Below are 23,164 nucleotides of genomic sequence, written 5' to 3' on the forward strand. Positions count from 1 at the left end.
GCCAAGGTTCCAGGCGAGATGCCGTCTCGCGAGGACATTCTCGCCTTTGTGGCCGACAATCCCGGCAAGGCCGGCAAACGTGAGATCGCCCGCCATTTCGGCATTATCGGCGGGGCCCGCATACAGTTGAAAAAACTGCTCAAGGATCTGGCAGCGGAAGGACTGATCGAGAAGCGCCAGAAGCGCATGATCCGTCCGGGCGATCTGCCGCCGGTCTTTGTTGCGAACATCGTGACCCGCGACCGCGACGGAGAACTGCTCGGCGAACCGCTGGACTGGGATGAAGAGGCAGGATTGCCGCCGAAAATCCTGGTTATCACGGGAAAAGCAAAAAACACTCAGCCTGGCGTCGGCGACCGCGCCTTGATCCGGCTGACCGAGGCAGACACCGGCAATGAGGCCAGCCACGCAGCGCGGGTTATCCGCGTTCTGGAAAAGCGCCAAGGCGCGATCCTGGGTATTTTCAGAAAACGGGATGGCAAACGCCCGCCCTATCTGGAGCCGATCGACCGCAAGCAGCGCGAACTCGACATCGACCCGACGGACCTGAAGGAAGCAGACGACGGCGATCTTGTCAGTGTCCAGGTGACCCGGTCCGGCCGCTACGGCCATCCGGTTGCCTCTATCGTCGAACGCTTTGGCTCCATGCATTCGGAAAAGGCGATTTCCGAAATTGCGCTGCAATCCCACGGCATCCCGCATGTTTTCCCGGGCAGCGTCGAAGCTGAAGCCGAGGCCGCCAGGCCGGTCACGCTTGGCCAGCGAGAAGACTGGCGCAAGATCCCCCTGATTACGATCGATCCACCGGACGCCAAGGACCACGACGACGCTGTCTATGCGGAACCTGATGCAAATCCGGACAATGAGGGCGGATATATTGTCTTCGTAGCGATTGCCGATGTCGCGCACTATGTGCGGCCTGGGTCCGCGCTCGACAAGGAAGCGCTCAAACGCGGCAATTCGGTCTATTTTCCCGACCGGGTGATCCCGATGCTGCCCGAGCGGATTTCCAACGATATGTGCTCCTTGAAGGAGAAGCAGAACCGCCCTGCAATGGCGGTGCGCATGGTGTTCGACAAGACCGGGCGCAAGACGAGCCACAGCTTCCACCGGGTGCTGATGCGGTCAGCGGCCAAACTGTCTTACGTACAGGCGCAAAAGGCGATCGACGGGGTTACGGACGAAGCGACCGAAACGCTCGTCGACGGCATTTTGGAGCCGCTTTGGGCGGCATACGCCTGCCTCAAAAAGGGGCGCGATGCGCGCGAACCGCTTGAGCTTGATCTCCCGGAACGCAAGATCAAGCTGAAAGACGACGGCACCGTTGACCATGTTTACGTGCCCGAGCGCCTGGACGCACACAAACTCATTGAAGAATTCATGATCCAGGCGAATGTGGCGGCGGCCGAAACGCTGGAAAAGAAAAAGACCCCGCTGGTCTACCGCATCCACGATGCCTCAACACCGGAAAAGCTGGAGAGCCTCAAGGAGTTTCTGTCGACGCTGAACATGAAACTGCCCTCATCCGGCGGTCTCAGGCCATCTGCATTCAACGGGATCCTGCAAAAGGTCAAGGACACGCCCCAGGCCCATCTGGTGAACGAGGTGATTCTGCGCTCCCAGGCACAGGCCGAATACAACCCTCAGAACATTGGTCACTTCGGTCTGAATCTTCGGCGCTATGCGCATTTCACCTCGCCCATCCGACGCTATGCCGACCTGATCGTCCACCGCGGTCTGATCCGGGCGCTGGAGCTTGGCGATGATGGCCTACAAGATGGCATGGAAGCCAAGCTGGAGGCGATCGGTGCCGAGATTTCAGCAGCCGAACGGCGTGCCATGCTGGCCGAGCGCGATACGATTGACAGGTTGATTGCCTTGTGGATGGCCGACCAGATCGGCGCAAGTTTCAAGGGCCGAATCGCCGGCGTCGTCAAATCCGGACTGTTCGTCCGCCTTGAAGACACCGGTGCCGACGGTTTCATTCCGGCTTCCACCATCGGTATCGACTACTATCGCTACGACGAAGGGTCGCACGCCCTGATAGGTGACAAGACGGGTGAAACCTACCAGCTTGGGGATGTCGTTGACGTAAGGCTTGTGGAGGCAGCTCCTTTCGCAGGCGCATTGCGTTTTGAAATCCTGAGCAAAGGACGCACCGGCGGAAAGCGCGCGCAAAGGACAGGCTCGAAGTCCAGGGTCCAGAAAAGCCGGGCCAGCCAACGCGGTGCTGCGCCTGCGCGCTCCAAACGGGGCAAGAAAAGCTGATGAATGTTGAATACAAAACCGGTGCACCCGAGGCCGAGGATGAACCGGAGAAACCGAAACGGCCGGTCATGCCGGCCATGTTGCGGGGTGCTGCCGGCAAATGCCCGAATTGCGGACAGGGCTCGCTGTTCGATGGTTTTTTGAAAACCACTCATGCTTGCGAGGTTTGCGGCGAGGAGCTGCATCACCACCGGGCCGATGACGCCCCACCCTACTTCAACATGACGATTGTCGGACACATCATCATCCCCGCGCTGTTGATCGTCGAAGTCATGTGGCGGCCAGCCCTTTGGATCCATATGGCGCTCTGGATCCCGTTGACCTTGCTTTTGACATTCGTTCTGATGCGTCCTGTAAAAGGCGCTTTGGTCGCGTTGCAATGGGCACTCTACATGCACGGGTTCGACCCGGACGCGGCCGAAGACCTGCCGGAACCCGATCCAGCTGCAGGAATGAGATGAGCGAAACAATGGCCGACAAGCTGGCCCGCGACGAGCAAGTCGGCGACCATCCGTATATCCGCCCCAAAGATGCTTCGACACTGTTGATCCTGGATAGGACAGGCAAGGGTCCGGTCCGCGTTCTAATGGGACGGCGTCACATGCGGCACACGTTCATGCCGGGCAAGTATGTCTTTCCGGGCGGCCGTCTGGATGCAAGCGATTCGCGGATCGCCATCTCAGCTCCCTATCATCCCGCCGTTGAGGAGAAACTGCGCCGGGATCCAAAGGCGGTTCGCACCGATGCGCGGCTTAAGGCGCTCGCCCTTGCGGCGATCCGGGAAACCTATGAGGAAGCCGGCCTGTTCATCGGCCGCAAAACGGAGGGGGCGCTCAAGCTCGGAAAGGGGTTTGAAGCGTTCGAGGAGCGGCACATCTGCCTGGATCTTGCGCCCTTGCGTCTCGTGGCCCGGGCAATCACCCCACCAAAGCGGCCCCGGCGCTTCGATACGCGGTTTTTCGCGGTCTGGGCAGACACCATTGCCGACAAGCTGGACGGCGGGACTGGCCCCTCCGGAGAACTTGAAGACGTCGCCTGGCTTACTCTAGAAGAAGCGCGCGGCAAAGAGCTGCCGTTCATCACCAAGACCATCCTGTCCGACCTGGAACAACGGATCGAGACAGATCCAGAGCTCAGGCCCGACACACGCATTCCCTACTACTTTTTCCGCAACGGGGCTTTCCTGCGCGAGGAGATCTGAGTTCAGGCTGGCTGCGGCCTTGAAGAATTCACTGCCGACTGACTGCTTCCCCTTGACTTTGGCGCGCCGTTGAGTACGTTGCGCGCTGATTTCAGACACAGGGGCAGATCACCCGCCAGCCATTCTGGCCATGAGAACCGTTTGCCCAAACAACCAAAACAGGATCCAAGGCCATGGCCAAGGCGACAACAATCAAGATCAAGCTTCTTTCGACGGCCGACACAGGTTTCTTCTATGTCACCAAGAAGAATTCCCGGACCATGACCGAAAAAATGGTCAAAAAGAAATATGATCCGGTTGCAAAGAAGCATGTTGAGTTCAAGGAAGCCAAGATTAAGTAAGATCTTGCACGACCAACTCAAAAAAAACCGCTGGCAAAAACCAGCGGTTTTTTGTTTTCAGTCGCTGACGTCAGTCTTTGAAAACAGGAGGACCAAGGGGGCAGTCAATAAAGTAGCCCCAACCCCCGTTCTCCAGTTTGCGAACCACTTCAGTTGATTTGCCTTCGGCCAAAAGGGTGCCCCCGGCATCACAAAAGCGCCAGTCGGATTGCACCAGCGCCGTGTCCCCTTTCACCTGCAGATTGACAACCTTGCTGTAGGCTTTGGGCTTGACCCCAATCAATCCGGCAAACACCTCTCGCACAGCCACATGCCCATGCTTGGGTGGCTCTTCTGGCGGAAAGCATATGACGCAGTCGGGGTGGAACATTGAAACGATGCCCTCCAGATCCCCCTCTTCCAGATAGGCACTTACACAGGCGCCGACGTCCTGCGGCTTTTTCGCGATTCTTGTCATGTCATCTTTCTCCAAAGTCCAGGAAGCCGGTCAGGCAAAGTCGGCCGGCGACACGTCCGGCGGTGTGTTGTCCATATCGAACAAGATTTTCCATGCCCCGGACGAATCCCGCCGAAACATCAAGCCTACACGGCCGGTGCTGCCAGGGGCCGGCTCTGCGCCGTCGTTTTGAATGAAGTACTTTCCCACAAGAAGCGCAGTTTCGCCTTGGATGAAACTGGCCTCTTCCTTGAAACGCATATGCCCTTCGATTGACTCGAAAGCACCGGCAAACCACGGCTTGATTTCACCGGGTCCGCGCATGATCGGTGACGCGGCATTCGCATACACACTGTCTTTGTCATAGAGACTCATCAGCGTATTCAGATCCCGGCGGTCAAAAGCGGCCAGCCACGCCTTCAGGGCGCTCCTGGCCGCAGCGAGATCGTTTGAAATGGTCATCGCACCTTCCTTAAACTAGAGTGAGCCGAAACGATGCCGCATCGGCTCTTTCCATATATTCGCCGGCAAACCGGGGTGTAAGGAGGCACGAAAAAAGTGGATAGTGACCTTAAAGTAACCGTCAATCCGGTGACGGGCATTCTGCGCGAGATCGAGGAGGCTGTCAGCAGCAGTGGGCAAACACCCTGCCCGGTTCGGGATGTCCTGGACCGCATTGGCGACAAGTGGAGCGTCCACGTCATGCTGCGTCTCGCGAGCAAACCGGAGGGCTTCAACAGCCTCCTGCGGTCCGTTTCAGGCATCTCGCAACGTATGCTGACTGTAACACTGAGGAGCCTTGAGCGGGATGGTCTTGCGTCCAGAAGCGTTTTCGATACGCGCCCACCAACCACGGAGTATCGTCTAACCCCTATTGGTTCCTCTCTGATCTCGCATCTGGCGGCGATTGCCCAGTGGGCGGTGTCCAATGCGGACGCGGTCGAGAAAAACCGCCAGGCATTTGACGATCGGAATGGCGCTCCCTCAACCTTCGAAAAACGCTCCGCGTGACCTGTCAGTCAGAGCTTTGAAGACAAAAACCCGCCGAAGGCCGGCAGGTTTTCCTCAGGTGACAACAGCGGCGATCAGGCAGCGGCGACGGAGGACAGAAACTTTTCGACCTCATCCTTGAGCGCATCGGTTTTTTCCGACAGCTGACCGGAAGCTGACAGCACCGATTGAGAAGAGTTGGACGTGTGCTGTACAGCGGCGGAAAGCTTGGTCATGCTCCCAGATACTGCCGCCGTGCCTTCGGAAGCGCGCTGAACGTTTTCCGAAATCTCGGATGTTGCCGATCCCTGCTGCTCAACGGCGGAGGCGATCGTTGCAGTGTACTTGTTCACCTCCTCCATGATTTCGGTGATCTCGGCAATCGCCTGCACCGATTCCTTGGTAGCCCCCTGGATGGCGGCGATTTGCGATCCGATTTCCTCCGTTGCCTTGGAGGTTTGCGTCGCCAGTTCCTTGACCTCGGACGCAACGACCGCAAACCCACGGCCCGCCTCTCCTGCCCGGGCGGCCTCGATGGTCGCGTTCAAGGCAAGAAGATTGGTTTGCTCGGCAATCGCTTGGATGAGGTTAACCACCTCACCGATCTTGGCGGCCGATTCCGCAAGGCCTTCGACCTTTTGATTGGTCGCCCGGGTGCCTTCGGTGGCCCGGCCCACGACATCCGTGGTCCGCGACACCTGTCCGGAAATCTCACTGATTGACGCCGCCAGTTCTTCCGCTGCGCTGGCAACCGTTTGCACATTTTGGGTTGCTGCATCAGAAGAGGCCGCGGTTTCGCTCGCATGATCTGCGCTTTCCGTGGCGATTGAGCTCAATTCGGTGGCGGTTTGGTCGAGACTGTCGGCCGTTTCTTCAACCGAAGTGAGCAGTGCCGACGAACTGGTGCGGAAGGTTTCGATAAGACCCTGAATCGCCGTTTGCCGAGACTGCTCTTCCATCTTGGCGCGTTCCTGGCTTTTCGCGAGTTCCAACCGTTCCTGGGAACGCACCTTGAGGACTTCCACTGACTCGGCCAAGTCGCCGATTTGATCCTTGCGATCGACAAATGGAACATCCTCCGACAATTCGTCCTCTGCGATCTTCCGGGTCACGCTTGCCAGCTCCGTGACCGGGCGGAGCTGCCACTTGACCATGAACCAAGTCAATACCAGGAACACGCCAATCACCGGGAGCGAGAGCATGGCGAAGTTGCTCATGATCTCACCGACATTCGACTGGACTGCTGCCTTTTCAACGCCGGCGTAAAGAATGCCGATGATTTCGCTTTGCGGTGTAAAGATCGGCTCGTAGATGGTGTAATAGTCCTTACCCAGGATGTTGGCTTCGCCGATGAACGTGTTGCCCGCCATGATCACCGGATAAACCGCGCCATTTACACCAAGCGGTGTACCGACGGCCCGGCTGCCGTCCGGTTTGATGATATTGGTCGTCTTGCGCCAAAAATCACTGGTTTCCGGGTCAAAGGCGAACACGGTTGCCGTTTCGCCGGTCATGCGCGTGATGGTCTCGATCATCTCGTGATCATTGAAAACCGGAAGGGCTGCCAGCTCGATCCGGCTGACATTGCCGTTTCCGGCCCAAGTCACTTGGGTGCCCTCAATGCGTTCCTGAAAGATCGTTGCAGCGACGCGCAAACTTGCGTTTTGCTTGGAAACCGCCGTTTCCTTCGCCTGATTGTCTGCAACGGAATAGACAATAAAACCAACTGCAGCCATGGCAAGGAGCAAGAAGCACGCGCTCGCCAAAGCAAGTGCAGTGGTAATCTTAAGTCTTTTTAGAAAAGCCACATCCCGTCTCCCAAAGGGAATTGAAACCGGACCGAGTATTCCACCGCGGAATTAACGCAAGATAAAAGGGAAATCGATTATAACGCTCTTTAAAAGGGAAAAATTAGCCGTCATACGGGGCTGGCTGGGCATTTTTGACAGGAACCGACCCTCTGCCTGGCACCGGAAATTGCCAAATGTGAGCCAGGACCAGGCCAGCGCCGGTTTTGTACGTATTTACAGTGACAAGAAACTGGTGGCCGGCGGGAGACTGGGGTGTCGAGGAGGCCACTCTTCGACCCGTCTCACCACCGGCCAACCCCACGGACCCAGGAGATGCGGCGGACCTGAGCACTCCGTAGGGAATTCTTAGTGTGTTTTTCTATGAGGCATCTTCGAAGAAACGCCGGGAAACACTTGAGCAGGCAAACAAAATTGCCTACCCCGATGCTCGCACCGTACTTATCTGGTGTAGAAAATCAACACAATCCAGACTTTTTACACATCTGTGAAGGATTTTTAGTAAATTAGTAATGTTAATAGCTGCAAGCGCACGCGCAAACCGCCCAATATTGGTCCAGCCTTAACAGTTTAACGGCGTCTAGGCGTCGCCCAAATAGGTGCGCACCGTTTCAAGAAATTTCGCAACCGAAATCGGCTTTGAAATGTAGGCCTCACAGCCACCTTGGCGAATGCGTTCTTCGTCGCCTTTCATCGCAAAGGCGGTGACGGCGATGATCGGAATCGTGCAAAGATCCTCATCTTCCTTGATCCATTTCGTGACCTCCAGCCCGGAGACTTCGGGCAACTGAATGTCCATCAAAATCAGATCGGGACGATGTTCACGCGCCAGCTGAAGGGCCTCGATCCCTGTCCGGGTTTGCAGCGTCTGATAGCCGTGAGCCTCCAAAAGATCATGGAAGAGCTTCATATTGAGCTCGTTGTCCTCAACGATCAGCACGGTTTTTGCCATAGCACGGCCCTTTTCCGGCACTTGCCGGTCATTCTATTGTTAAATTGTGTGCCTGCTTTGATGGCAGTGGCACACGCCCCCACTCCGAAGTAGGCTCCTTGTAAACCGTAATCGTTTCAGAAAGGCAAAAAATCTCAATGCTAAACAAGCCCGGCAAAACGATGTCTGTTGAAGAAGCTCAAGGAATCGCAACGGAAGCGCTCACACAGCTTGCCCGCGACCCCGAACAGGTTGGCCGATTTCTCGCTGTAGCCGGCATCGGGCCGGAATCGATTCGCGAAGCGGCCGCAGAGCCCGGCTTTCTGGCCGGCGTTTTGGAGTTTTATATGGGAGATGAGGCACTGCTTCTGGCTTTTTGTGAGAACGCGAACCTTCGCCCGACGATGATCGCGGCGGCACGTTTTACACTGTCAGACGACGGTCTGTTCGATGCCTGAACCGCAACCGGTCCGGCGGGAGGTTCTCGACCAGATTGCGCGCTTGCCCAGATCCGCCAGGCCGTTGATCATCTGCGATGTCGACGAGGTCATCCTGCACCTTGCAAGCCATCTGGAACAGTATTTGAAAGCCCAAGGGCTTATCTTTTTGAATTTTGAATACCGGCTGACCGGCAACATTGCGCGGAAAGGCGAGACAGTGCCCTTGCCGGCTGAGGCGGTTAAACGCCATATCGAAGCGTTTTTCGATGAAGAAAGCCACCGCCAGCAACCCGTCGACGGCGCGGAACGCGCGCTCCGGTCGCTGTCCGATAATTGGGACATCGTGTTATTGACCAACCTGCCAGGTGCCCACAACAAGCCTGTGCGGGAAAAGCTCTTGCGAGATGCCGGCATTCCCTATCCGGTTGTCACAAATTCGGGGCCGAAAGGCGGCGCAGTCGCGGCCCTGTCAGCAGGCCGGCCGGTACCAGTCGCCTTTATCGACGACAGCCCGACGAACCACAGCTCGGTGCACGCAAGCCTGCCGAGCTCCAAGAAAATTCAATTCATTGCCGATCACCGGTTCCGGAAAAACTATCAACCTGCCGAACATATAGATTTGCTGACCGGAGACTGGAACGAGACAGCTGCATTCATCAAAGCTATTTTGTCACCTTAGCAACGCCGTGAGCTGCAGGCGGCCAATGGTCCACAAACACGTAGACATGCCGGAAAAGGACAAGGCGGAAAAGCCATTTGAAACAGCCCGCGCACTGTGCAGGGATTGCGGGGCAAGGTCGGCTGCGGGCACGGTCCGGTGCAAGGCCTGTGGCAGTCCGCGTCTTGTGTCTCATCCGGAGCTGGACAGCCTGACGATTGCCCATATCGACTGTGATGCGTTTTACGCCAGCATCGAAAAACGCGACAATCCGGAACTGCAGGATCAGCCGGTCATTATCGGCGGCGGTCAGCGCGGAGTGGTGTCGACCGCCTGTTACATTGCGCGGATTTACGGCGTCAGATCCGCCATGCCCATGTTCAAGGCCCTAGAAGCCTGTCCGGATGCGGTTGTGATCAAGCCGAATATGGAAAAATACGCGGCGGTTGGACGGGATATCCGGGAGCGCATGCAGGCCCTGACGCCGCTCGTCGAACCTTTGTCGATCGATGAAGCCTTTCTGGATCTGACCGGCACGGAGCGCCTGCATCACGCAACGCCGGCTGAAACGCTTGCAAAGCTGATCCGGGAAATCGAGAACGACATCGGTATCACCGCTTCGGTCGGACTGGCCGCCAACAAATTCCTCGCCAAAGTCGCCTCCGATCTGGAGAAACCGCGTGGTTTTTCAGTCATTGGCCAATCTGAGGCAAAGCGGTTTTTGGCAGATCAGCCTGTCAGCCTGATCTGGGGCGTTGGCAGGGTGTTTCAGAAAAAGCTGTTTGCCGACGGCATCAAGACCATAGGCCAGCTGCAGACCATGGAACCGTCGGACCTTGCAGCCCGATATGGGTCGATGGGGCTGCGCCTTGCCCAGCTCTGTCAGGGAGAGGATGAGCGCCTGGTGAAACCCGAACGCGGGGCCAAAAGCGTTAGTTCGGAGACAACCTTCAATCAGGACATTTCTGATTTTGATGCCTTGCGTCCCGTGCTCTGGCAATTGTGCGAGAAAGTCTCTGCCCGTCTGAAAAAAGCGGGCATTGCAGGCCGGACCATCAATTTGAAACTCAAAACCGCGGATTTCAAAACCATCACCCGGGCCCGCCAATCATCCGACCCCACTCAATTGGCAAACCGGATCTATCAGGCTGGCGTTGATCTCCTGGCCAAGGAGACCGATGGCCGGCGGTTCCGTCTGATCGGCATCGGTGTTAGCGATCTCAGTGCAGCCGACACCGCCGACCCGACAGATCTGATCGACGAGCAAGCCGAGCGGCGAAAGCAGGCAGAGCTTGCCATGGACAATCTCAAGACCAAGTTCGGCAAATCGGCAGTGGAACTCGGCCTCGTGCTAGACCCGAAGAAGAAGCACTAGCGCGGACTGTCATTCCGCAGCGCACGGCGCGTGGTCATAAAACTCCAACTCGCGCAGTTTGCCTTCGATTGTGAAGTCGCCGTAGTCGAGATTAAGCCGCCGGCTGATGCCGTTTTCATAGAGCACGAAGGACAGCTGATAGGCGGGGGTTTCCTCGCCGACCTGATCTTTTGCGGGATCGAAATAGGCGATCGTGACCGGCCAATGTTCCGAATCCTTCAACCGCTCTTTCATCGCCGCGACCGCGTCTGCGGGAAGATCGCCGGTTTTCGCAGCGCCGATGACGGTTGTCGTGGCGTAAACCTTGTCACCTGTTTCCGAGCCATCGTAAATGTCGGCCGCGACAAATTTTTCGCCCGCGAATGCGGCATTGATGATGCGCTTCAAGTGTTCTGTCGGGAACATGGCGCTGGACGCGATTTCAAGAGACCGTTCGTCCGGCTCGCTGAGATTCACCTGTTTGCCGCCCTGCTCGACCCTCGCCTCCCCTTTGGTGGACTCAGACAGTTTTTGGTCAACATAGGTCTTGGACAGGAACTGATAGGATTGGGCGTCCGGTGCCTCGAAAGAAGTCGTGCGCAAATCTGTTACCTGACGCGATCCGGACGTGTCCTGAAACTCGGTCACAAACCGGAAGCTGACACTGTAGCCGTCGCAGGCATTTCCGGAAAAGTCGTAGACCATCAGTCCGTTCAAACCGGCCAGCCCGGAATTGGCATCGATATCACCAAGCTTCATGTCGTAGACAGCCCGGTGGGGTGCCAGTGCAACGCCTGAGGCGGCAGATACAGCAGGAGCCACTCCCAGGATCAGTGTGGCGGCAAACAAGGCGGTCCCTAGATTACGATGCATAAAAGTCTCCAAACCACATCGTCGTGAAAACGACACACCGGCAAGGTGCGGCCCGAATCTTAGGCGCTTCTGAGCCAAAGCACCACCACGCACTTTACCTGACCATGCATTCTTCCTCAGTTCATGAGCGCGGCGTAAAGATCTTGAGACAAAGACGCCGTCCGCCCCTGCTCGTCACACCGTGTCGCTTTCTCAACAGCCTTTCGTCTTGCGTGCGCATACAAGATGGGCCAAGACACAATCAGTTTTTTGATTTGGAGCTTTTGACTATGACCGGAACCATTGACGCCCGTCTTGCCGAACTCGGCATCGACCTGCCCACACCTGCTGCACCTGCGGCAAACTACGTTCCGTTTGTCCAAACCGGCAACCAGCTTTTTGTGTCCGGCCAACTGCCAATGAACGCCGACGGCCTGCAGTTTGTCGGCAAGCTCGGTGCCGAAATTTCCGTGGAAGATGGTCAAGCAGCCGCGAAACTGTGTGCCATCAATCTGTTGGCACAGGCGAATGCCGCAACCGGCAATCTCGACAAGGTCAGGCTGGTCAAGCTGGTCGGCTTTGTAAACTCGGTAGCCGACTTCACCGAACAGCCGAAAGTCGTCAATGGCGCTTCCGACTTCATGGTCGAAGTTCTGGGCGACAAGGGCCGCCACGCCCGCTCAGCCGTGAGCGCAGGCAGCCTGCCATTTGGTGTTGCGGTTGAAATCGAGGCGATCTTCGAGATCGAATAATCTGCTCTCCCGACACGGATTTTACATGAGCGACTTGGACGCAATCATGGCCCGGCCGATTGCCCACCGTGGGTATCATGATGCCGATAACGGGATCATTGAAAACACCCCATCGGCAATCTCCGCAGCGGTTGAACACGGCTTCGGCATCGAGGTGGATGTTCAGGAAACTGCCGATGGGGAAGCGCTGGTTTTCCACGACTACACCCTTGATCGTCTGGCGGATGGCACGGGGAAGGTCATAGACACACCGGCCGCAGCCCTCACCCGGATGAACATGCGCACGGGAACAGACAGTCTTTGGCTGCTTTCGGATCTTTTTGATCTGGTGGACGGGCGCGTTCCGCTGGTGATTGAGATTAAGTCCCTCATGACGCGCGGCGCTCAGCAGGATTTCGTCAAACACGTTGTCGATCAGGTGGCGGCCTATCGGGGCCCCGCCTGCATCAAGAGCTTTGATGCCGACATGCTGTCGATTGCCAGAGGGCACAATCCTGCCGTGCTGCGCGGTGTCGTGGCCGATGGCGCCCACAACAAGGCCGACTACCGCCGCTTCACGCGTATGGACCGGTTCATCCTGCGCAACATGCTGCATACACCGCGCACCCGGCCGCACTTTATCTCATATGGCATCAATGACCTGCCGGCTCTGGGCCCATCCTTCTGGCGCAAGGCGTTTGGCATCCCGATCATGACATGGACTGTCAGGACGGCAGACCAAAGGGATCGGGCAACCCGATATGCGGACCAGATCGTCTTTGAAGGCTTCGATCCAGACAAAGCTTAGCGGCAGGCACACCTTGCGTGCCTTCACCCGCACCCTACTTGATCTCGTATGATCCGCATTTCAGAACAGGCAAGGCTGCATGTCCGCAATGGATGAACCGGACGTTCCGACCGCACAGCTTCGCATTTTGTCTTCCCTGGACGACATTGCCCCGGAGAAATGGGACCGTGTTGCGAACCCTGGCTGGACGCTCGGACCAAAGGGCGTATTGGGCCGCGATCCCGCGGTGGCCCCGCTTGAATCACTTTGCGAACAAAATGAATCGCAACATGAAGAACTCCCATTCAACCCATTCTTATCACACGCTTTTTTGAGTAGCCTCGAAGAAACCGGCTGCGCCACCCGCAACACTGGCTGGGCGCCGAGGCATATGATTTTGGAAGCCGAAGACGGGGCGATATGGGGCGCTGTTCCAGCTTATCTTAAAAGCCATTCGCAGGGCGAGTACGTTTTCGACTATGGCTGGGCCGATGCCTTTTACAGGGCCGGTGGCGACTACTACCCAAAACTCCAGATCTCTGTCCCCTTCACCCCCGCCACGGGCCGGCGTTTTCTCATCGCACCCGACATCAATCGCGAGGCCGGCCTTCAAGCGCTGGCCAGCGGCCTCGTTGAGGTTTGCAGCCGCAGCGGTGCATCGTCGGTTCACGCGACTTTTTTGACAAAACCGGAATGGGACGATCTTGGCGAAATCGGGTATCTGCAGCGGACCGATCAGCAGTTTCATTGGGACAATCGCGGCTACGCAACCTTCGACGATTTCCTCGCGGACCTTGCCTCGCGCAAGCGCAAGGCGATCAAAAAGGAGCGGCGCGCGGCGCTTGAAAACTCAGGAATAGAGATCGAGTGGGTCACTGGTGACGACCTGACAGAAGCCCATTGGGACGCTTTTTACCGCTTTTACCAGGACACCGGGGCGCGCAAATGGGGGCGGCCGTACCTCAATCGTTCTTTCTTCTCTGTGGTCAGTGAAAAACTGGCTCACCAGACACTTCTGGTCATGGCAAAACGCAACGGGAAATACATCGCGGGCGCGCTGAATTTCATTGGTTCAAACACCCTGTTCGGCAGGAACTGGGGGTGCACGGAACACCACCCGTTCCTGCATTTCGAGGTCTGCTACTACCAGGCCATCGACTTTGCGATCGCACGCGGGCTGCACCGTGTCGAAGCCGGTGCGCAAGGCGCGCACAAGCTGGCCCGCGGCTACATGCCGACAACCACCTACTCAGCACACTGGATCGCGCATCCGGGTCTTCGGGACGCCGTCGCAGACTTTCTGGAGCAAGAGCGCCGCGCGGTTGAGCGCGAAAACGCAGTCCTTGCCGAACATGCGCCGTTCAAGAAGACCGCAACCGGTGGCGCCGCTGAATCAGATTAGAAAAACAGCAATACAACGAGCTGAAAAGAAACAATATTTTCGCCAAGCCACCTCAACAAGACTACCACTTGCTTGAATCGGTTTGTGAAGCTTTCAAGTGCTGCTGAAACGCAAGTGCCTTTCCATACCGGCCTTATCCGGATATTGGCGCCAGCCAGTCCGGCGGTCGGTTCGGGGCCTCACCACTCAACAGGGCTACAACACAATCGGACAGGCTGCCGAAACGTACGGCGCGGGCGCTCAGACCCGGCGCGTAATGGGCATATTTGCCGGAATTGGTCATGATCACCCTGGCGGTAGGCGGAAACACCGGTTCCGTGATCGAGCACCAGCAAATATCGGCATGCAGCCTCACACCGGCGGCTTCCAAAGTGGCCGCGGTTCCGTCCTTGCGCATAGCGGCAAGCGTTGCCCGTCCGAGCGTGACAATTCCGGTGACCTCTCGGGAAAGGCGTTTTCCGTCCAGCGCCCTTGCAAGCGCATGGCATTCGGAAGACGATGCATGAGGACTGCCAAACGCCACAAGGTCCACTTTCGCAGAACCGGTGTTGAAGCTGTCCCATACACTTTCAAAATCCGCGGGACCAAGATCAATGGCTGGAGCATCGGGCGCGCCAGAGGCCGCTTCCGGCGTGACCCCGCCGACATGCAGCATCGGCGCTCCGGACGTGGTTCCAAAGGCTGCGCAAAGCGCTTTCAGATCATCTTTTGCAGGTTTGAGCTGGTCAACACCGCGGATCAACGGGATCGCGTCAGGCGCATGGATTCCGGCCAGGTATCCGAGCATCGGCCAGAAACTGTCGTCACAGTGGTCGATACCGCAGACGTTGATCACTTTTCGCGCTGTTCTGTTTTCCTTGAGATAAACGCCTGACAACGGCGCGCGGCCGGTCAGGGCGATGCACAGGTCGAGATAATCAGGGTGTTTTTCCGTGCGCGCGCCAAGAACAGTGTTGGCGTAGACAACGGCATTTGATTCTGACCAGCCTATTTCCTCACCAGCCTGAGGCGCGTCTTCCAGCAGATAGGGTGCGCAGGTAAAACTGCGCTGCGCGCCCATCTCGATATAAGCCTCTGCCAGCGTATTTGCGGGGACGCCGAACCCAATTGGCACGCCCTGCGCTCGCCACCGGTCTTGCTCGACCGAGATCGCGTTCATCGTCGTCGGCACGCGGACACGGGCCTTCATATCCCGAAATGTTTCCGCAAATCGCAGGTTCGCCGAATTCGCCAGGATGCAGCCGTCGATATGAGCGCGTCTCACGTCGATCAGTTCCCGTGCGCCTTTTATGGCCGCGAAATGCAAAAGGATTTCCATGGCCAGCTGCGTTGCCGGGCCGTGCGCTCCGCGCTGCATGGCAAGGTCTTCCGGTGACTTTGCAACGGCGGCTGCCTCAGCATTCATTGGATGCTTTTCATTGAGGAACTTTAAATGCGTGCCAGTGACCTCAGCATTCTCAGCCTTCGCGAGCCGCGCAAAAACCTCTGGAGAAGCGCGCAAGACAGGCACGCCCGCACCAAACACCTTCTGAGACACCAACGCACCAAGCGTCAAAACCTCTTCCGGTTCACGGAAGATGAGCGCGGCGGGCGCATGTCCATTGTGGATCAACTCCAAAAGGACGCCGCTGCCCGAACAGGATCCGCGGCTGGTGGGGAGCATAAGGATTTTACCTGAGATCTTTTGGCCGCGCAGGGGGTGATGCGCATCGATAACAAGGCCGTTGTCCGGATCGACACCACCCCAAAAACTGAGCCCGATTTCGCTCGCCAAAACCGGGCCTTCAGCCGTTCCGGGGATAAGGCAGCGGATGACAGACATGCAAACTCCTGGCGGCCGGGCGCCCCGACAACACTGACAAACACAGAGCTTACGGAGACGGATCAGCTCTCCCTTGCGCGAAATCCGGTTCAAGGTCTAGTGTCCGGCGAAGATTTTCGAGAGGCAGATGCCCTGCCACCCAAAAAGGACTGTTTTGAACATGTCGACACCGGCTTATGACGACCAAAACATTTTTGCGAAGATTCTGCGCGGTGAAATGCCGTGCCACAAGGTTTACGAGGACAGCAAAACCCTTGTCATCATGGACATCATGCCGCGTGGCGACGGGCACGTTCTGGTGATCCCAAAAGCGCCGTCGCGCAACATTCTCGACATCGCAGAGGATGATCTCAACGCTATGATGGCAACCGTTCAAAAAATGGCCCGGGCTGTCGTAAAGGCATTCGGCGCGGACGGCACCACCATTCAGCAGTTTTCAGAACCTGCGGGCGGACAGGTTGTGTTCCACACGCATTTTCATGTCATCCCGCGTTTTGAAGGCGTCAGCCTGAAACCGCACACAGGCGAAATGGCCGACAACGACCTGCTGGCAGAACATTCGGAAAAAATCAAAGCAGCATTGGCGTAACACAAATCCATCCAAAGCAGGCGTCTTTGGACGCCTCCTGTTGCTTTTCGCCGCCCCTTCCGTCGCAATCAGGCCGGGTGGCTTTCTACACTCTCATCCTGGACGGCGGCCAGGGCGGCTTCCTCTTCAAACACACGCTGGAAACTCGGCCTGCCGGTAATGCGCTCAGCATAATCCGCAAAAACTGGCCAATCCGGAACCAGATCAAACATCAAGGTCCAGCGCAGCGCCGATCCCCAGAGGATATCTACCACAGAGAACCGGTCTCCAAGGATGTACGGCGCATTCCTCAGCTGTGCAGCCAAAGCCTCCATAACCTTGTCATAGCTGCAGTAGGGTGCAAGCAATTGCGGCATTTCGAAACCGGCTGCCTTGTCGACCACTGCCGGCTCAAAAGACTCGGCGTAAAACACCATCCAGCGGAGGTAATTGCCGCGTTGCGAATCCCCTGAAGCCGGTGTGAGTCCAGCTTGCGAATAAAGGTCAGCGGCATGCAACGCGATGGCGACGGATTCGGTGATGATCGTCTCCCCATCCTGCAGGACCGGGACCTTGCCAAGCGGGTTGATCGCCAGAAACGCTTCGGTTTCCAACGCTCTCTCCCTGACATTGTGTATTTTCAGGTCGTATTCAGCGCCGAGCTCATCCAAGAGCACCCGTATGGTGCTGGCGCGGCTGCGCGGCGCGTAGTGAAGGACCAGTTTGTGGTTGGTCATGAGAGGCTCCTGCTTTTTGGATTTGGCCATATGGCCGGAACCCTTTAGCAACCCGCTCCTGACAACCTGCTGTCAGGAACCGAGCACCAGCCAGCCGCCAATCAGAAAAACCTCTGCAGCCAGCACACCGAGCACGACTTTCTGACGGACACCCAAAAACACCACGAACCCAAAGGCGGCAGCGCTGATCCGCAGCCACACCGGCGTGGTTTCCAAAACACCTTGCGGAAACAGGATCAGTTTTGAAATCACGCCTGCGACCAAGGCCGTTGCAACGCAGCGCACCCAGATCAGGAACTCACCGTCTTCCCGCAGCCGACCGCCGGCAAAAACGCCCAGCCAGCGCCAGATGTCGGTTGCTAACCAACCGGCAACAAGGATCATGACGTAAGGCCACCACCAGGCCCCGGCGAAGTCAGCCCCGCTCATCTGAAAAACCTGCGGCGATAGAAGACCGTCGCGGCGTAGGCGAGACTCCCCCCGGCAAGACCGGTCCAGAGCAGATCAAGGCCAGGGAGATAAACGAAAAAAAACGGGCCGAGCAGAAGGCCTGCCACCATCGCCGCCTTATCGGCCGGAATTTTCGCAGCCCCCCACAAGGAACACAGGAAATAGACCGGGGTCAGCAGAACCAGAGCCCCGGCCACAAGCGGCGGCAAACGCTCGACGGACAAGTAGGCAATTCCCGTCATGACAAAGACGAAGCTGCTGACCGTACCACCAAAGCCAATGAAGAACGGCAGCCGTCCCACCCTCGGGAGATCCGGCAGGTTTTTCATCGCATAGACCCAGGCCGTCACCGCAACAAAATGCGAAGCAATAAGCAGCTGCCAGGTTTTTGTCTTGCCCGGCACCTTGACCATCGGCATCAAGGCCATGGTCATCGGCATCAGCCGCACGGATGCCAGGGCAACGGCAATCGCTGCCGGGATCAGACCCATGCCGGAGGACAAGGCTCCGGTCAAAACGACAATCGATGGCAGCGCCCAGATAAAGCCGGTCATCGCCAGCGTTTCACCCAGGCTCAGCCCTGTTTCGCGCGCAAGTCCCGCGTAACCCACGAACGCAGCCGTCAGGATAAAGGCCGGAATGGAGACGGCAGCGCGCGCGCCGCGCATCATCCAGACCCGGCCGGGTTCGGCGGGCTCTGCTCTTATGGCGTCAGGTTTTGGATCGGCGGACACAGCACTTGCCGTTTTGGAAGATCAAATTAGGAAGGCTCCCTTATTAATCTTCCGGCTGGACTGCTGTCAATCAGTGTAGGCAGGCAGGTTCACACCGAACGGGTCAAACCACCGTCGATCCGGATATTCTGGCCGGTGAGATAGGCAGCGTCTTCCGAAGCAAGGTAGGAAATCAGGGATGAGACTTCGCGCGCATGGCCGTAGCGGCCCATCGGGATGCGCGCCTTGCGATCCTCTTTTTCAGGAAGGCTGTCGATGAACCCGGGCAACACATTGTTCATGCGCACATTTTGAGCTGCGAACTTGTCGGAAAACAGCTTTGTAAAACTCGCCAGACCAGCCCGAAACACGCCTGAGGTCGGGAACAGCGGATCTGGCTCAAAGGCAGCAAATGTCGAAATATTGATGATCGTACCGCCCCCCTGCGCGGCCATTGCCGGCGCCACGAGGCGCGCAGGACGAATGACGTTCATCAGATAGTATTCCATCCCCAGATGCCAATCTTCGTCAGAGATTTCCAATATATCGCCTTTGGGCCCATGTCCGGCCGAATTCACCACAACATCAATGCGGCCGAAGGCATCCATGGTCTTTGCGACAAACGCGGCAAGATCATCAGCGGACAGGTTTGATCCTGTAAATCCAATGCCACCCAATTCAGAAGCCAGCGCCTCGCCCTTGCCCGATGAGGACAGGATCGCAACATGAAATCCATCAACGGCCAGACGGCGTGCGGCTTCAGCCCCCATTCCGCTGCCGCCTGCGGTGATCATGGCTACTTTTTGTTCAGGCATTCGTTGTCTCCATTTTCGGTCTTCGCGACTTTAATGCTCCAGAGCACCGATTGACCAATCATGCTTTCTCCTGCAAGGCTGCAGGAAATCTACAGGCTTTGACATTTCATGAAGATCCCTAATCTCAACCGGCTGCGCGTCTTTGATGCCGCCGCGCGCCATCTCAATTTTCATCGCGCTGCCGAAGAGCTTCTGGTGACACAGGGCGCAGTCGCCCAGCAGATCCGCGCCCTAGAAGCAGAAGCTGGCGTTCTGCTGTTCGACCGGAAGGCCCGCGGTGTTTCACTGACCGCGACCGGCCTTGCCTTTCACGCAGCGCTCAGCCCGGGTCTCGCTCAGTTGGACAGCGCCATGCGGGTTCTGGCAGACAACTCAGGCCGCATGGTCACGCTCAGTGTCCCGCCCTCCGTAGCAGCAAAATGGCTGGTCCCCCGCCTCAAGAGTTTTCAGGATGCCTATCCGGCCATCGATCTGCGCTTGCAGGCAAGTGAAGCCCTCACCGCATTCGGTTCCGGGGGCAGCGATCTCGCCGTGCGCATCGGCAAACCACCCTTCGACGGACTAAGCTGCCATTTGCTCGCAGACATGTCTTTGATCGCAGTTGCAAGTTCCGGGTTTGCTGCAAGTCTGCCCAAACTGGACTCAGCAGCTGCCTTTCAGCACCTGCCGCTGCTTTACGATGGTCACGGCCACTGGCAGAAGTGCTTCCGCAGCGAGGGTTTGACACCGCCAACGCCGCATTTTGAATTCAACCACTCAAGTCTGGCCATTGACGCAGCAGCGAACGGACAGGGCATCGCGCTCGTCCCCCGGCTGCTGGCAGCCGGCCAACTTCAAACCGGCGCACTTGCAGAACTTTGGCAGGCGCGCATCCAGCCCGAAAGCGGTTACTATGCCGTCTATCCCGCGCGACCGGATGCACTGGGCGACTCAGAGCAAGCGGTCTTGCAGTGGCTAATCGCGCAGGCAGATATCAGTCATCATTCGGAACAGCCAGCCAGGCAACCGATCTGAACCACTTGTTTTGGCCACCGATCCGCTGATGACTTTGGCCGGTTCAAACCGGTTGGCAGCAGGTTGCAAAACCTTTGCGCAGAGCTTCGCCTGCCGAATCACGATATCTTCAATACTTTCCAATAAGTACGGTTTGTCTGCAGCTTGGAGGAAAGATGGTTTTTGAGGCTTTTTCCATCGGGGCCGCCTTTTTGTTCGGTCTTGGGGTTCGGCAAATCGGACTGCCCCCACTCGTTGGCTTCCTCGCCGCGGGCTTCTTCATCAATCTTGTCGGGCCGGGTTTCGGCATGCCCGCCGAGACGGGACCCATATTGGAATACATCGCCGATCTCGGCGTGATGATCCTGCTCTTCACCATTGGCCTCAAACTCAAACTCAAGCAGATTGCAGAGCCGCAAGTTGTTGGAGGCGCACTGCTCCATTTTGCGCTTTCAGTTGCGATATTTACTCCGATCATTCGGCTGCTGTTCGCTTCGGAGTGGATGGCAGCGCTTCTTGTGGGTATCGCCCTCGCATTTTCTTCAACCGTGCTGTCGGCCAAAATGCTGGAAGCCAAACGCGAGTTGGGCAGCTTTCACGGCCGCACGGCGATCGGCATATTGATCGTTCAAGACATCATAGCGCTTGTGGTGCTGGCGGTATTTGCCGGTGATGTGCCCGGCCCCTGGGCACTTCTCGTCTTCGCGGCGCCTTTGCTCCGGCCAGTTCTGTTCAAGATGCTGGACATGGCCGGACACGATGAGGTGTTGGTGCTTACCGGCATGATGCTGAGTCTCGTTGTCGGCGGGGTCGGTTTCGAACTGATCGGGCTGAAGGGCGAGATTGGCGCGCTGGTGATGGGGCTTCTCTTGTCCGGACATCCCAAATCCGGCGAACTCTCCAAGTCGCTCTGGTCTCTCAAAGAGGTCTTTCTGGTCGGCTTCTTCCTGTCGATCGGCATGTCCGGCCTGCCGGACTGGGGCTCTATCTGGTTTGCCGTGGTGCTCGCCCTGCTCCTGCCGCTGAAGGGCGTGCTGTTTTTCTTCATTCTTCTGGCGTTTAAGCTGCGGGCCAGGACCTCTTTCATTACGGCCTTGTCCCTCACCGCCTACAGCGAATTTGGATTGATTGTGGCGGCCGGCATTCCCGCCGCAGAACCGTACCTCGTGCCGCTCGCAATCGCCGTGTCCCTGTCCTTCCTGCTGGCCGCTCCGCTCAACCGGTTCGCACACCCGCTCTATGAGCGGTTCGAGCCCCAGCTTCAGCGCTTTGAACGCGTGACCCGACACCCGGATGAACAACCGAAAGACCTCGGCAAGGCCGACATTCTGATCTTCGGCATGGGGCGCACGGGCACGGCCGCCTACAAAGCACTTGAGGACGCGGGACGGCATCCAGTCGGCCTGGATGCAGACATTTACAAGGCAAAGGCCCATGCAGATGCCGGGCGCAATGTCATCTTCGCGGACGCGGAAGACAGCAACTTCTGGAACGGAGTTGATCTCAGCGGCATCTCCTCCGCCGTCCTGGCAATGGATGATCTCGAGGCCAAACTGGTCGCGGCGCGGATGCTGCGCGCGAGGGGGTTCAGCGGCCCGATCGTCAGTCACGCACTTCATGCCGATCATGTTGAAAAAATCTCGCAAGCAGGTGCGGATCAGACATACCTGACCATGCAAGAAGCGGGTAAAAGCCTGGCGGCCCGCGCTCTGGCCGGAAATGACATGGTTGCAAGCTAGGAAAGCAAACGAAACGCTTTGTGACTTTGGAGGGATTACAGTCGGGGAAAGCGGCTTTGCCTCGATAGCCCTAGGTTCGCCATACTATTTAACGGGCTGTAAAACCTCGTTGAATAAACTATGTCGACAAATATAACGCCTGCCTGCGTCGAACGGACCCGGCAAGGAAATCCACTGGGAAACGCTCATGCCGCTCAAATGTCTTGCGGTCCTTGCCATGCTTGTTGCCGGATCAATGCCGGCCAATGCAGCATGCATCGGTGCAATCACCTCAAGCACCGAACATCAGTTTTGGCGCGAGCTCATCCGCGGCGTCAACGCAGCCGGTGCACACGCCAATGTCGAGGTTTATGTGCGCTCTCCAAATACGGAGACAAATGAGGAAGGCCAAAGAATTATAGTCGAAAAGGCAATTGATAAAGGCTGCATTGGAATCGTCATTGCCCCGAACTCACCCCAGGTACTGAAGGGTATTGCGGAAGTCCAAAACGGCAGTATCCCCGTGGTTTTTGTCGATAGGGATGTCGGCACGCCGCGTATCAGCGCGGTCAAGACTGACAATTATGCAGCGGGAAAACTTGCCGGACAAAAGCTGGCGGAGATCCTCAATGGCAAGGGAAAGGTGGCCTTGTTGCGCATGCTGGATGGCGTATCGTCCACCATGGATCGGGAACAGGGTTTTTTAGATGCGATCCGCGACACCGAATTGGAGGTGACGCTCGAAACTCACATCGGCTCGACTGTCGGAGAAGCGCGCATAAACACGTCAGTCCTTTTTGCGGACGGGGCACATGTCGATGGAATTTTTACGCCCAATGAATCCACCACTGTTGGTGCGTTGGTGGCCCTGAAAAAGCTAGGCTTTGCCGACAAGATCCATCATGTCGGTTTCGACTTCACGCCAGTACTGACCACGGCACTCGAAAGCGGTGAACTTTCGGGCGTCGTGATCCAAAACCCCTACGAGATGGGCTATCAAGGCACCTTGACGCTTGTGCGCATTCTGAACGGCGAAAGCGTGGACGAATTCATCGACATTCCGGCCACCTATGTCGACAAAACAAATCTGCACTCCCCAGAGGTTCAAGACATCATCAGCGGCAAGTAGGCTTTGGAACGAAGCGGTCC

25 protein-coding genes are annotated in these 23,164 nt (G+C 57.3%); 15 read left to right on the plus strand and 10 right to left on the minus strand.

All coding sequences use genetic code 11. From position 1 onward, the window contains the following. Positions 1 to 18 precede the first annotated feature (18 nt). The 4 genes from rnr (at position 19) to rpmG (ending at position 3,810) form a co-directional block, all read left to right on the plus strand. Entirely contained in the window at positions 19 to 2,268 is a 2,250-nt protein-coding gene (gene rnr, locus JM93_RS19970) for a ribonuclease R (RefSeq protein ID WP_170230784.1), read from the plus strand. Then, on the plus strand, positions 2,268 to 2,729 hold the full coding sequence (locus JM93_RS19975; RefSeq protein ID WP_145347163.1) for a DUF983 domain-containing protein: 462 nt from the start codon (positions 2,268 to 2,270) through the stop codon (positions 2,727 to 2,729). Before rnr ends, JM93_RS19975 begins: the two co-directional genes overlap by 1 nt. Further along, positions 2,726 to 3,469, plus strand: coding sequence for an NUDIX hydrolase (locus tag JM93_RS19980; protein WP_145347165.1), 744 nt, complete (start codon positions 2,726 to 2,728; stop codon positions 3,467 to 3,469). Before JM93_RS19975 ends, JM93_RS19980 begins: the two co-directional genes overlap by 4 nt. A gap of 173 nt (positions 3,470 to 3,642) precedes the next feature. After that, positions 3,643 to 3,810, plus strand: a complete 168-nt coding sequence (rpmG, locus tag JM93_RS19985; protein ID WP_055676652.1) for a 50S ribosomal protein L33 — start codon at positions 3,643 to 3,645, stop codon at positions 3,808 to 3,810. 70 nt (positions 3,811 to 3,880) lie between these two features. On the opposite strand, the gene JM93_RS19990 is transcribed toward rpmG, so the two are convergent. Then, a complete protein-coding gene (locus JM93_RS19990; protein WP_145347167.1) occupies positions 3,881 to 4,267 on the minus strand; it encodes a YybH family protein in 387 nt (128 codons plus the stop codon). 30 nt (positions 4,268 to 4,297) lie between these two features. Further along, positions 4,298 to 4,708, minus strand: coding sequence for a YybH family protein (locus JM93_RS19995; protein ID WP_145347168.1), 411 nt, complete (start codon positions 4,706 to 4,708; stop codon positions 4,298 to 4,300). A 96-nt stretch (positions 4,709 to 4,804) separates the two neighbouring features. Between JM93_RS19995 and JM93_RS20000 the strand changes: the two genes are divergently transcribed. Continuing rightward, a complete protein-coding gene (locus JM93_RS20000) occupies positions 4,805 to 5,257 on the plus strand; it encodes a winged helix-turn-helix transcriptional regulator (protein WP_244300961.1) in 453 nt (150 codons plus the stop codon). Positions 5,258 to 5,331: 74 nt separating this feature from the next. Here the strand turns inward: JM93_RS20000 and JM93_RS20005 are convergent, their stop codons facing one another. Continuing rightward, positions 5,332 to 7,044 (minus strand): methyl-accepting chemotaxis protein, encoded by a 1,713-nt coding sequence (locus JM93_RS20005; protein WP_208995361.1) that lies wholly within the window; start codon positions 7,042 to 7,044, stop codon positions 5,332 to 5,334. A gap of 580 nt (positions 7,045 to 7,624) precedes the next feature. After that, the gene (locus tag JM93_RS20010) at positions 7,625 to 7,996 is read right to left on the minus strand and encodes a response regulator (RefSeq protein WP_145347170.1); all 372 of its coding nucleotides are present in this window, start codon (positions 7,994 to 7,996) and stop codon (positions 7,625 to 7,627) included. A gap of 161 nt (positions 7,997 to 8,157) precedes the next feature. On the opposite strand from JM93_RS20010, the gene JM93_RS20015 reads away from it, so the two are divergent. The 3 genes from JM93_RS20015 to JM93_RS20025 are packed head-to-tail and all read left to right on the plus strand — an operon-like array spanning position 8,158 to position 10,448. Beyond that, entirely contained in the window at positions 8,158 to 8,433 is a 276-nt protein-coding gene (locus tag JM93_RS20015) for a DUF3572 domain-containing protein (RefSeq protein ID WP_208995362.1), read from the plus strand. Beyond that, positions 8,426 to 9,094 (plus strand): hypothetical protein, encoded by a 669-nt coding sequence (locus JM93_RS20020; protein WP_145347174.1) that lies wholly within the window; start codon positions 8,426 to 8,428, stop codon positions 9,092 to 9,094. Before JM93_RS20015 ends, JM93_RS20020 begins: the two co-directional genes overlap by 8 nt. A 46-nt stretch (positions 9,095 to 9,140) precedes the next feature. Then, on the plus strand, positions 9,141 to 10,448 hold the full coding sequence (locus JM93_RS20025) for a DNA polymerase IV (protein WP_145347376.1): 1,308 nt from the start codon (positions 9,141 to 9,143) through the stop codon (positions 10,446 to 10,448). 9 nt (positions 10,449 to 10,457) lie between these two features. Here the strand turns inward: JM93_RS20025 and JM93_RS20030 are convergent, their stop codons facing one another. After that, a complete protein-coding gene (locus JM93_RS20030; protein WP_145347176.1) occupies positions 10,458 to 11,300 on the minus strand; it encodes a cell envelope integrity EipB family protein in 843 nt (280 codons plus the stop codon). A 269-nt stretch (positions 11,301 to 11,569) separates the two neighbouring features. On the opposite strand from JM93_RS20030, the gene JM93_RS20035 reads away from it, so the two are divergent. The 3 genes from JM93_RS20035 (at position 11,570) to JM93_RS20045 (ending at position 14,199) form a co-directional block, all read left to right on the plus strand. Continuing rightward, positions 11,570 to 12,031, plus strand: coding sequence for a RidA family protein (locus tag JM93_RS20035; protein ID WP_145347177.1), 462 nt, complete (start codon positions 11,570 to 11,572; stop codon positions 12,029 to 12,031). A 25-nt stretch (positions 12,032 to 12,056) separates the two neighbouring features. Next, complete coding sequence (locus JM93_RS20040; RefSeq protein WP_145347179.1) at positions 12,057 to 12,818, plus strand: glycerophosphodiester phosphodiesterase family protein; 762 nt, start codon at positions 12,057 to 12,059, stop codon at positions 12,816 to 12,818. Positions 12,819 to 12,897: 79 nt separating this feature from the next. After that, positions 12,898 to 14,199 carry a GNAT family N-acetyltransferase gene (locus tag JM93_RS20045; protein ID WP_145347181.1) on the plus strand — a complete coding sequence of 434 codons (1,302 nt, stop codon included), beginning with the start codon at positions 12,898 to 12,900 and terminating at the stop codon, positions 14,197 to 14,199. A 133-nt stretch (positions 14,200 to 14,332) separates the two neighbouring features. Here the strand turns inward: JM93_RS20045 and lhpI are convergent, their stop codons facing one another. Then, the gene (gene lhpI / locus JM93_RS20050) at positions 14,333 to 16,021 is read right to left on the minus strand and encodes a cis-3-hydroxy-L-proline dehydratase (RefSeq protein WP_145347183.1); all 1,689 of its coding nucleotides are present in this window, start codon (positions 16,019 to 16,021) and stop codon (positions 14,333 to 14,335) included. Between the two features lie 160 nt (positions 16,022 to 16,181). Between lhpI and JM93_RS20055 the strand changes: the two genes are divergently transcribed. Continuing rightward, positions 16,182 to 16,610 carry an HIT family protein gene (locus JM93_RS20055; protein ID WP_145347185.1) on the plus strand — a complete coding sequence of 143 codons (429 nt, stop codon included), beginning with the start codon at positions 16,182 to 16,184 and terminating at the stop codon, positions 16,608 to 16,610. A gap of 68 nt (positions 16,611 to 16,678) precedes the next feature. On the opposite strand, the gene JM93_RS20060 is transcribed toward JM93_RS20055, so the two are convergent. The 4 genes from JM93_RS20060 to JM93_RS20075 form a co-directional block, all read right to left on the minus strand. Continuing rightward, a complete protein-coding gene (locus JM93_RS20060; protein WP_145347187.1) occupies positions 16,679 to 17,326 on the minus strand; it encodes a glutathione S-transferase family protein in 648 nt (215 codons plus the stop codon). Between the two features lie 72 nt (positions 17,327 to 17,398). Further along, entirely contained in the window at positions 17,399 to 17,755 is a 357-nt protein-coding gene (locus tag JM93_RS20065; RefSeq protein ID WP_145347189.1) for an AzlD domain-containing protein, read from the minus strand. Continuing rightward, positions 17,752 to 18,510 carry an AzlC family ABC transporter permease gene (locus JM93_RS20070; protein ID WP_244300963.1) on the minus strand — a complete coding sequence of 253 codons (759 nt, stop codon included), beginning with the start codon at positions 18,508 to 18,510 and terminating at the stop codon, positions 17,752 to 17,754. The genes JM93_RS20065 and JM93_RS20070 overlap by 4 nt, the downstream gene beginning before the upstream one ends. A gap of 89 nt (positions 18,511 to 18,599) precedes the next feature. Then, entirely contained in the window at positions 18,600 to 19,304 is a 705-nt protein-coding gene (locus JM93_RS20075) for an SDR family oxidoreductase (protein WP_145347191.1), read from the minus strand. Between the two features lie 108 nt (positions 19,305 to 19,412). On the opposite strand from JM93_RS20075, the gene JM93_RS20080 reads away from it, so the two are divergent. The 3 genes from JM93_RS20080 to JM93_RS20090 all read left to right on the plus strand — a co-directional run bounded on the left by JM93_RS20080 (position 19,413) and on the right by JM93_RS20090 (position 23,144). Beyond that, entirely contained in the window at positions 19,413 to 20,318 is a 906-nt protein-coding gene (locus tag JM93_RS20080) for a LysR substrate-binding domain-containing protein (protein ID WP_145347193.1), read from the plus strand. 155 nt (positions 20,319 to 20,473) lie between these two features. Beyond that, positions 20,474 to 22,036, plus strand: a complete 1,563-nt coding sequence (locus tag JM93_RS20085; RefSeq protein ID WP_145347195.1) for a cation:proton antiporter family protein — start codon at positions 20,474 to 20,476, stop codon at positions 22,034 to 22,036. Between the two features lie 187 nt (positions 22,037 to 22,223). Continuing rightward, positions 22,224 to 23,144, plus strand: coding sequence for a substrate-binding domain-containing protein (locus JM93_RS20090; protein WP_145347197.1), 921 nt, complete (start codon positions 22,224 to 22,226; stop codon positions 23,142 to 23,144). Positions 23,145 to 23,164 lie beyond the last annotated feature (20 nt).

Source organism: Roseibium hamelinense, from assembly GCF_007830545.1.
Taxonomy (GTDB): domain Bacteria; phylum Pseudomonadota; class Alphaproteobacteria; order Rhizobiales; family Stappiaceae; genus Roseibium; species Roseibium hamelinense.

What these genes read in the sequence shown, in the direction of transcription:
- rnr (WP_170230784.1), top strand. Translation starts at nt 19, where the DNA reads ATGCCGTCTCGCGAGGACATTCTCGCCTTTGTGGCCGACAATCCCGGC.
- JM93_RS19975 (WP_145347163.1), top strand. Translation starts at nt 2,268, where the DNA reads ATGAATGTTGAATACAAAACCGGTGCACCCGAGGCCGAGGATGAACCG.
- JM93_RS19980 (WP_145347165.1), top strand. Translation starts at nt 2,726, where the DNA reads ATGAGCGAAACAATGGCCGACAAGCTGGCCCGCGACGAGCAAGTCGGC.
- rpmG (WP_055676652.1), top strand. Translation starts at nt 3,643, where the DNA reads ATGGCCAAGGCGACAACAATCAAGATCAAGCTTCTTTCGACGGCCGAC.
- JM93_RS19990 (WP_145347167.1), bottom strand. Translation starts at nt 4,267, where the DNA reads ATGACAAGAATCGCGAAAAAGCCGCAGGACGTCGGCGCCTGTGTAAGT.
- JM93_RS19995 (WP_145347168.1), bottom strand. Translation starts at nt 4,708, where the DNA reads ATGACCATTTCAAACGATCTCGCTGCGGCCAGGAGCGCCCTGAAGGCG.
- JM93_RS20010 (WP_145347170.1), bottom strand. Translation starts at nt 7,996, where the DNA reads ATGGCAAAAACCGTGCTGATCGTTGAGGACAACGAGCTCAATATGAAG.
- JM93_RS20015 (WP_208995362.1), top strand. Translation starts at nt 8,158, where the DNA reads ATGTCTGTTGAAGAAGCTCAAGGAATCGCAACGGAAGCGCTCACACAG.
- JM93_RS20020 (WP_145347174.1), top strand. Translation starts at nt 8,426, where the DNA reads ATGCCTGAACCGCAACCGGTCCGGCGGGAGGTTCTCGACCAGATTGCG.
- JM93_RS20025 (WP_145347376.1), top strand. Translation starts at nt 9,141, where the DNA reads ATGCCGGAAAAGGACAAGGCGGAAAAGCCATTTGAAACAGCCCGCGCA.
- JM93_RS20030 (WP_145347176.1), bottom strand. Translation starts at nt 11,300, where the DNA reads ATGCATCGTAATCTAGGGACCGCCTTGTTTGCCGCCACACTGATCCTG.
- JM93_RS20035 (WP_145347177.1), top strand. Translation starts at nt 11,570, where the DNA reads ATGACCGGAACCATTGACGCCCGTCTTGCCGAACTCGGCATCGACCTG.
- JM93_RS20040 (WP_145347179.1), top strand. Translation starts at nt 12,057, where the DNA reads ATGAGCGACTTGGACGCAATCATGGCCCGGCCGATTGCCCACCGTGGG.
- JM93_RS20045 (WP_145347181.1), top strand. Translation starts at nt 12,898, where the DNA reads ATGTCCGCAATGGATGAACCGGACGTTCCGACCGCACAGCTTCGCATT.
- lhpI (WP_145347183.1), bottom strand. Translation starts at nt 16,021, where the DNA reads ATGTCTGTCATCCGCTGCCTTATCCCCGGAACGGCTGAAGGCCCGGTT.
- JM93_RS20055 (WP_145347185.1), top strand. Translation starts at nt 16,182, where the DNA reads ATGTCGACACCGGCTTATGACGACCAAAACATTTTTGCGAAGATTCTG.
- JM93_RS20060 (WP_145347187.1), bottom strand. Translation starts at nt 17,326, where the DNA reads ATGACCAACCACAAACTGGTCCTTCACTACGCGCCGCGCAGCCGCGCC.
- JM93_RS20065 (WP_145347189.1), bottom strand. Translation starts at nt 17,755, where the DNA reads ATGAGCGGGGCTGACTTCGCCGGGGCCTGGTGGTGGCCTTACGTCATG.
- JM93_RS20075 (WP_145347191.1), bottom strand. Translation starts at nt 19,304, where the DNA reads ATGCCTGAACAAAAAGTAGCCATGATCACCGCAGGCGGCAGCGGAATG.
- JM93_RS20080 (WP_145347193.1), top strand. Translation starts at nt 19,413, where the DNA reads ATGAAGATCCCTAATCTCAACCGGCTGCGCGTCTTTGATGCCGCCGCG.
- JM93_RS20085 (WP_145347195.1), top strand. Translation starts at nt 20,474, where the DNA reads ATGGTTTTTGAGGCTTTTTCCATCGGGGCCGCCTTTTTGTTCGGTCTT.
- JM93_RS20090 (WP_145347197.1), top strand. Translation starts at nt 22,224, where the DNA reads ATGCCGCTCAAATGTCTTGCGGTCCTTGCCATGCTTGTTGCCGGATCA.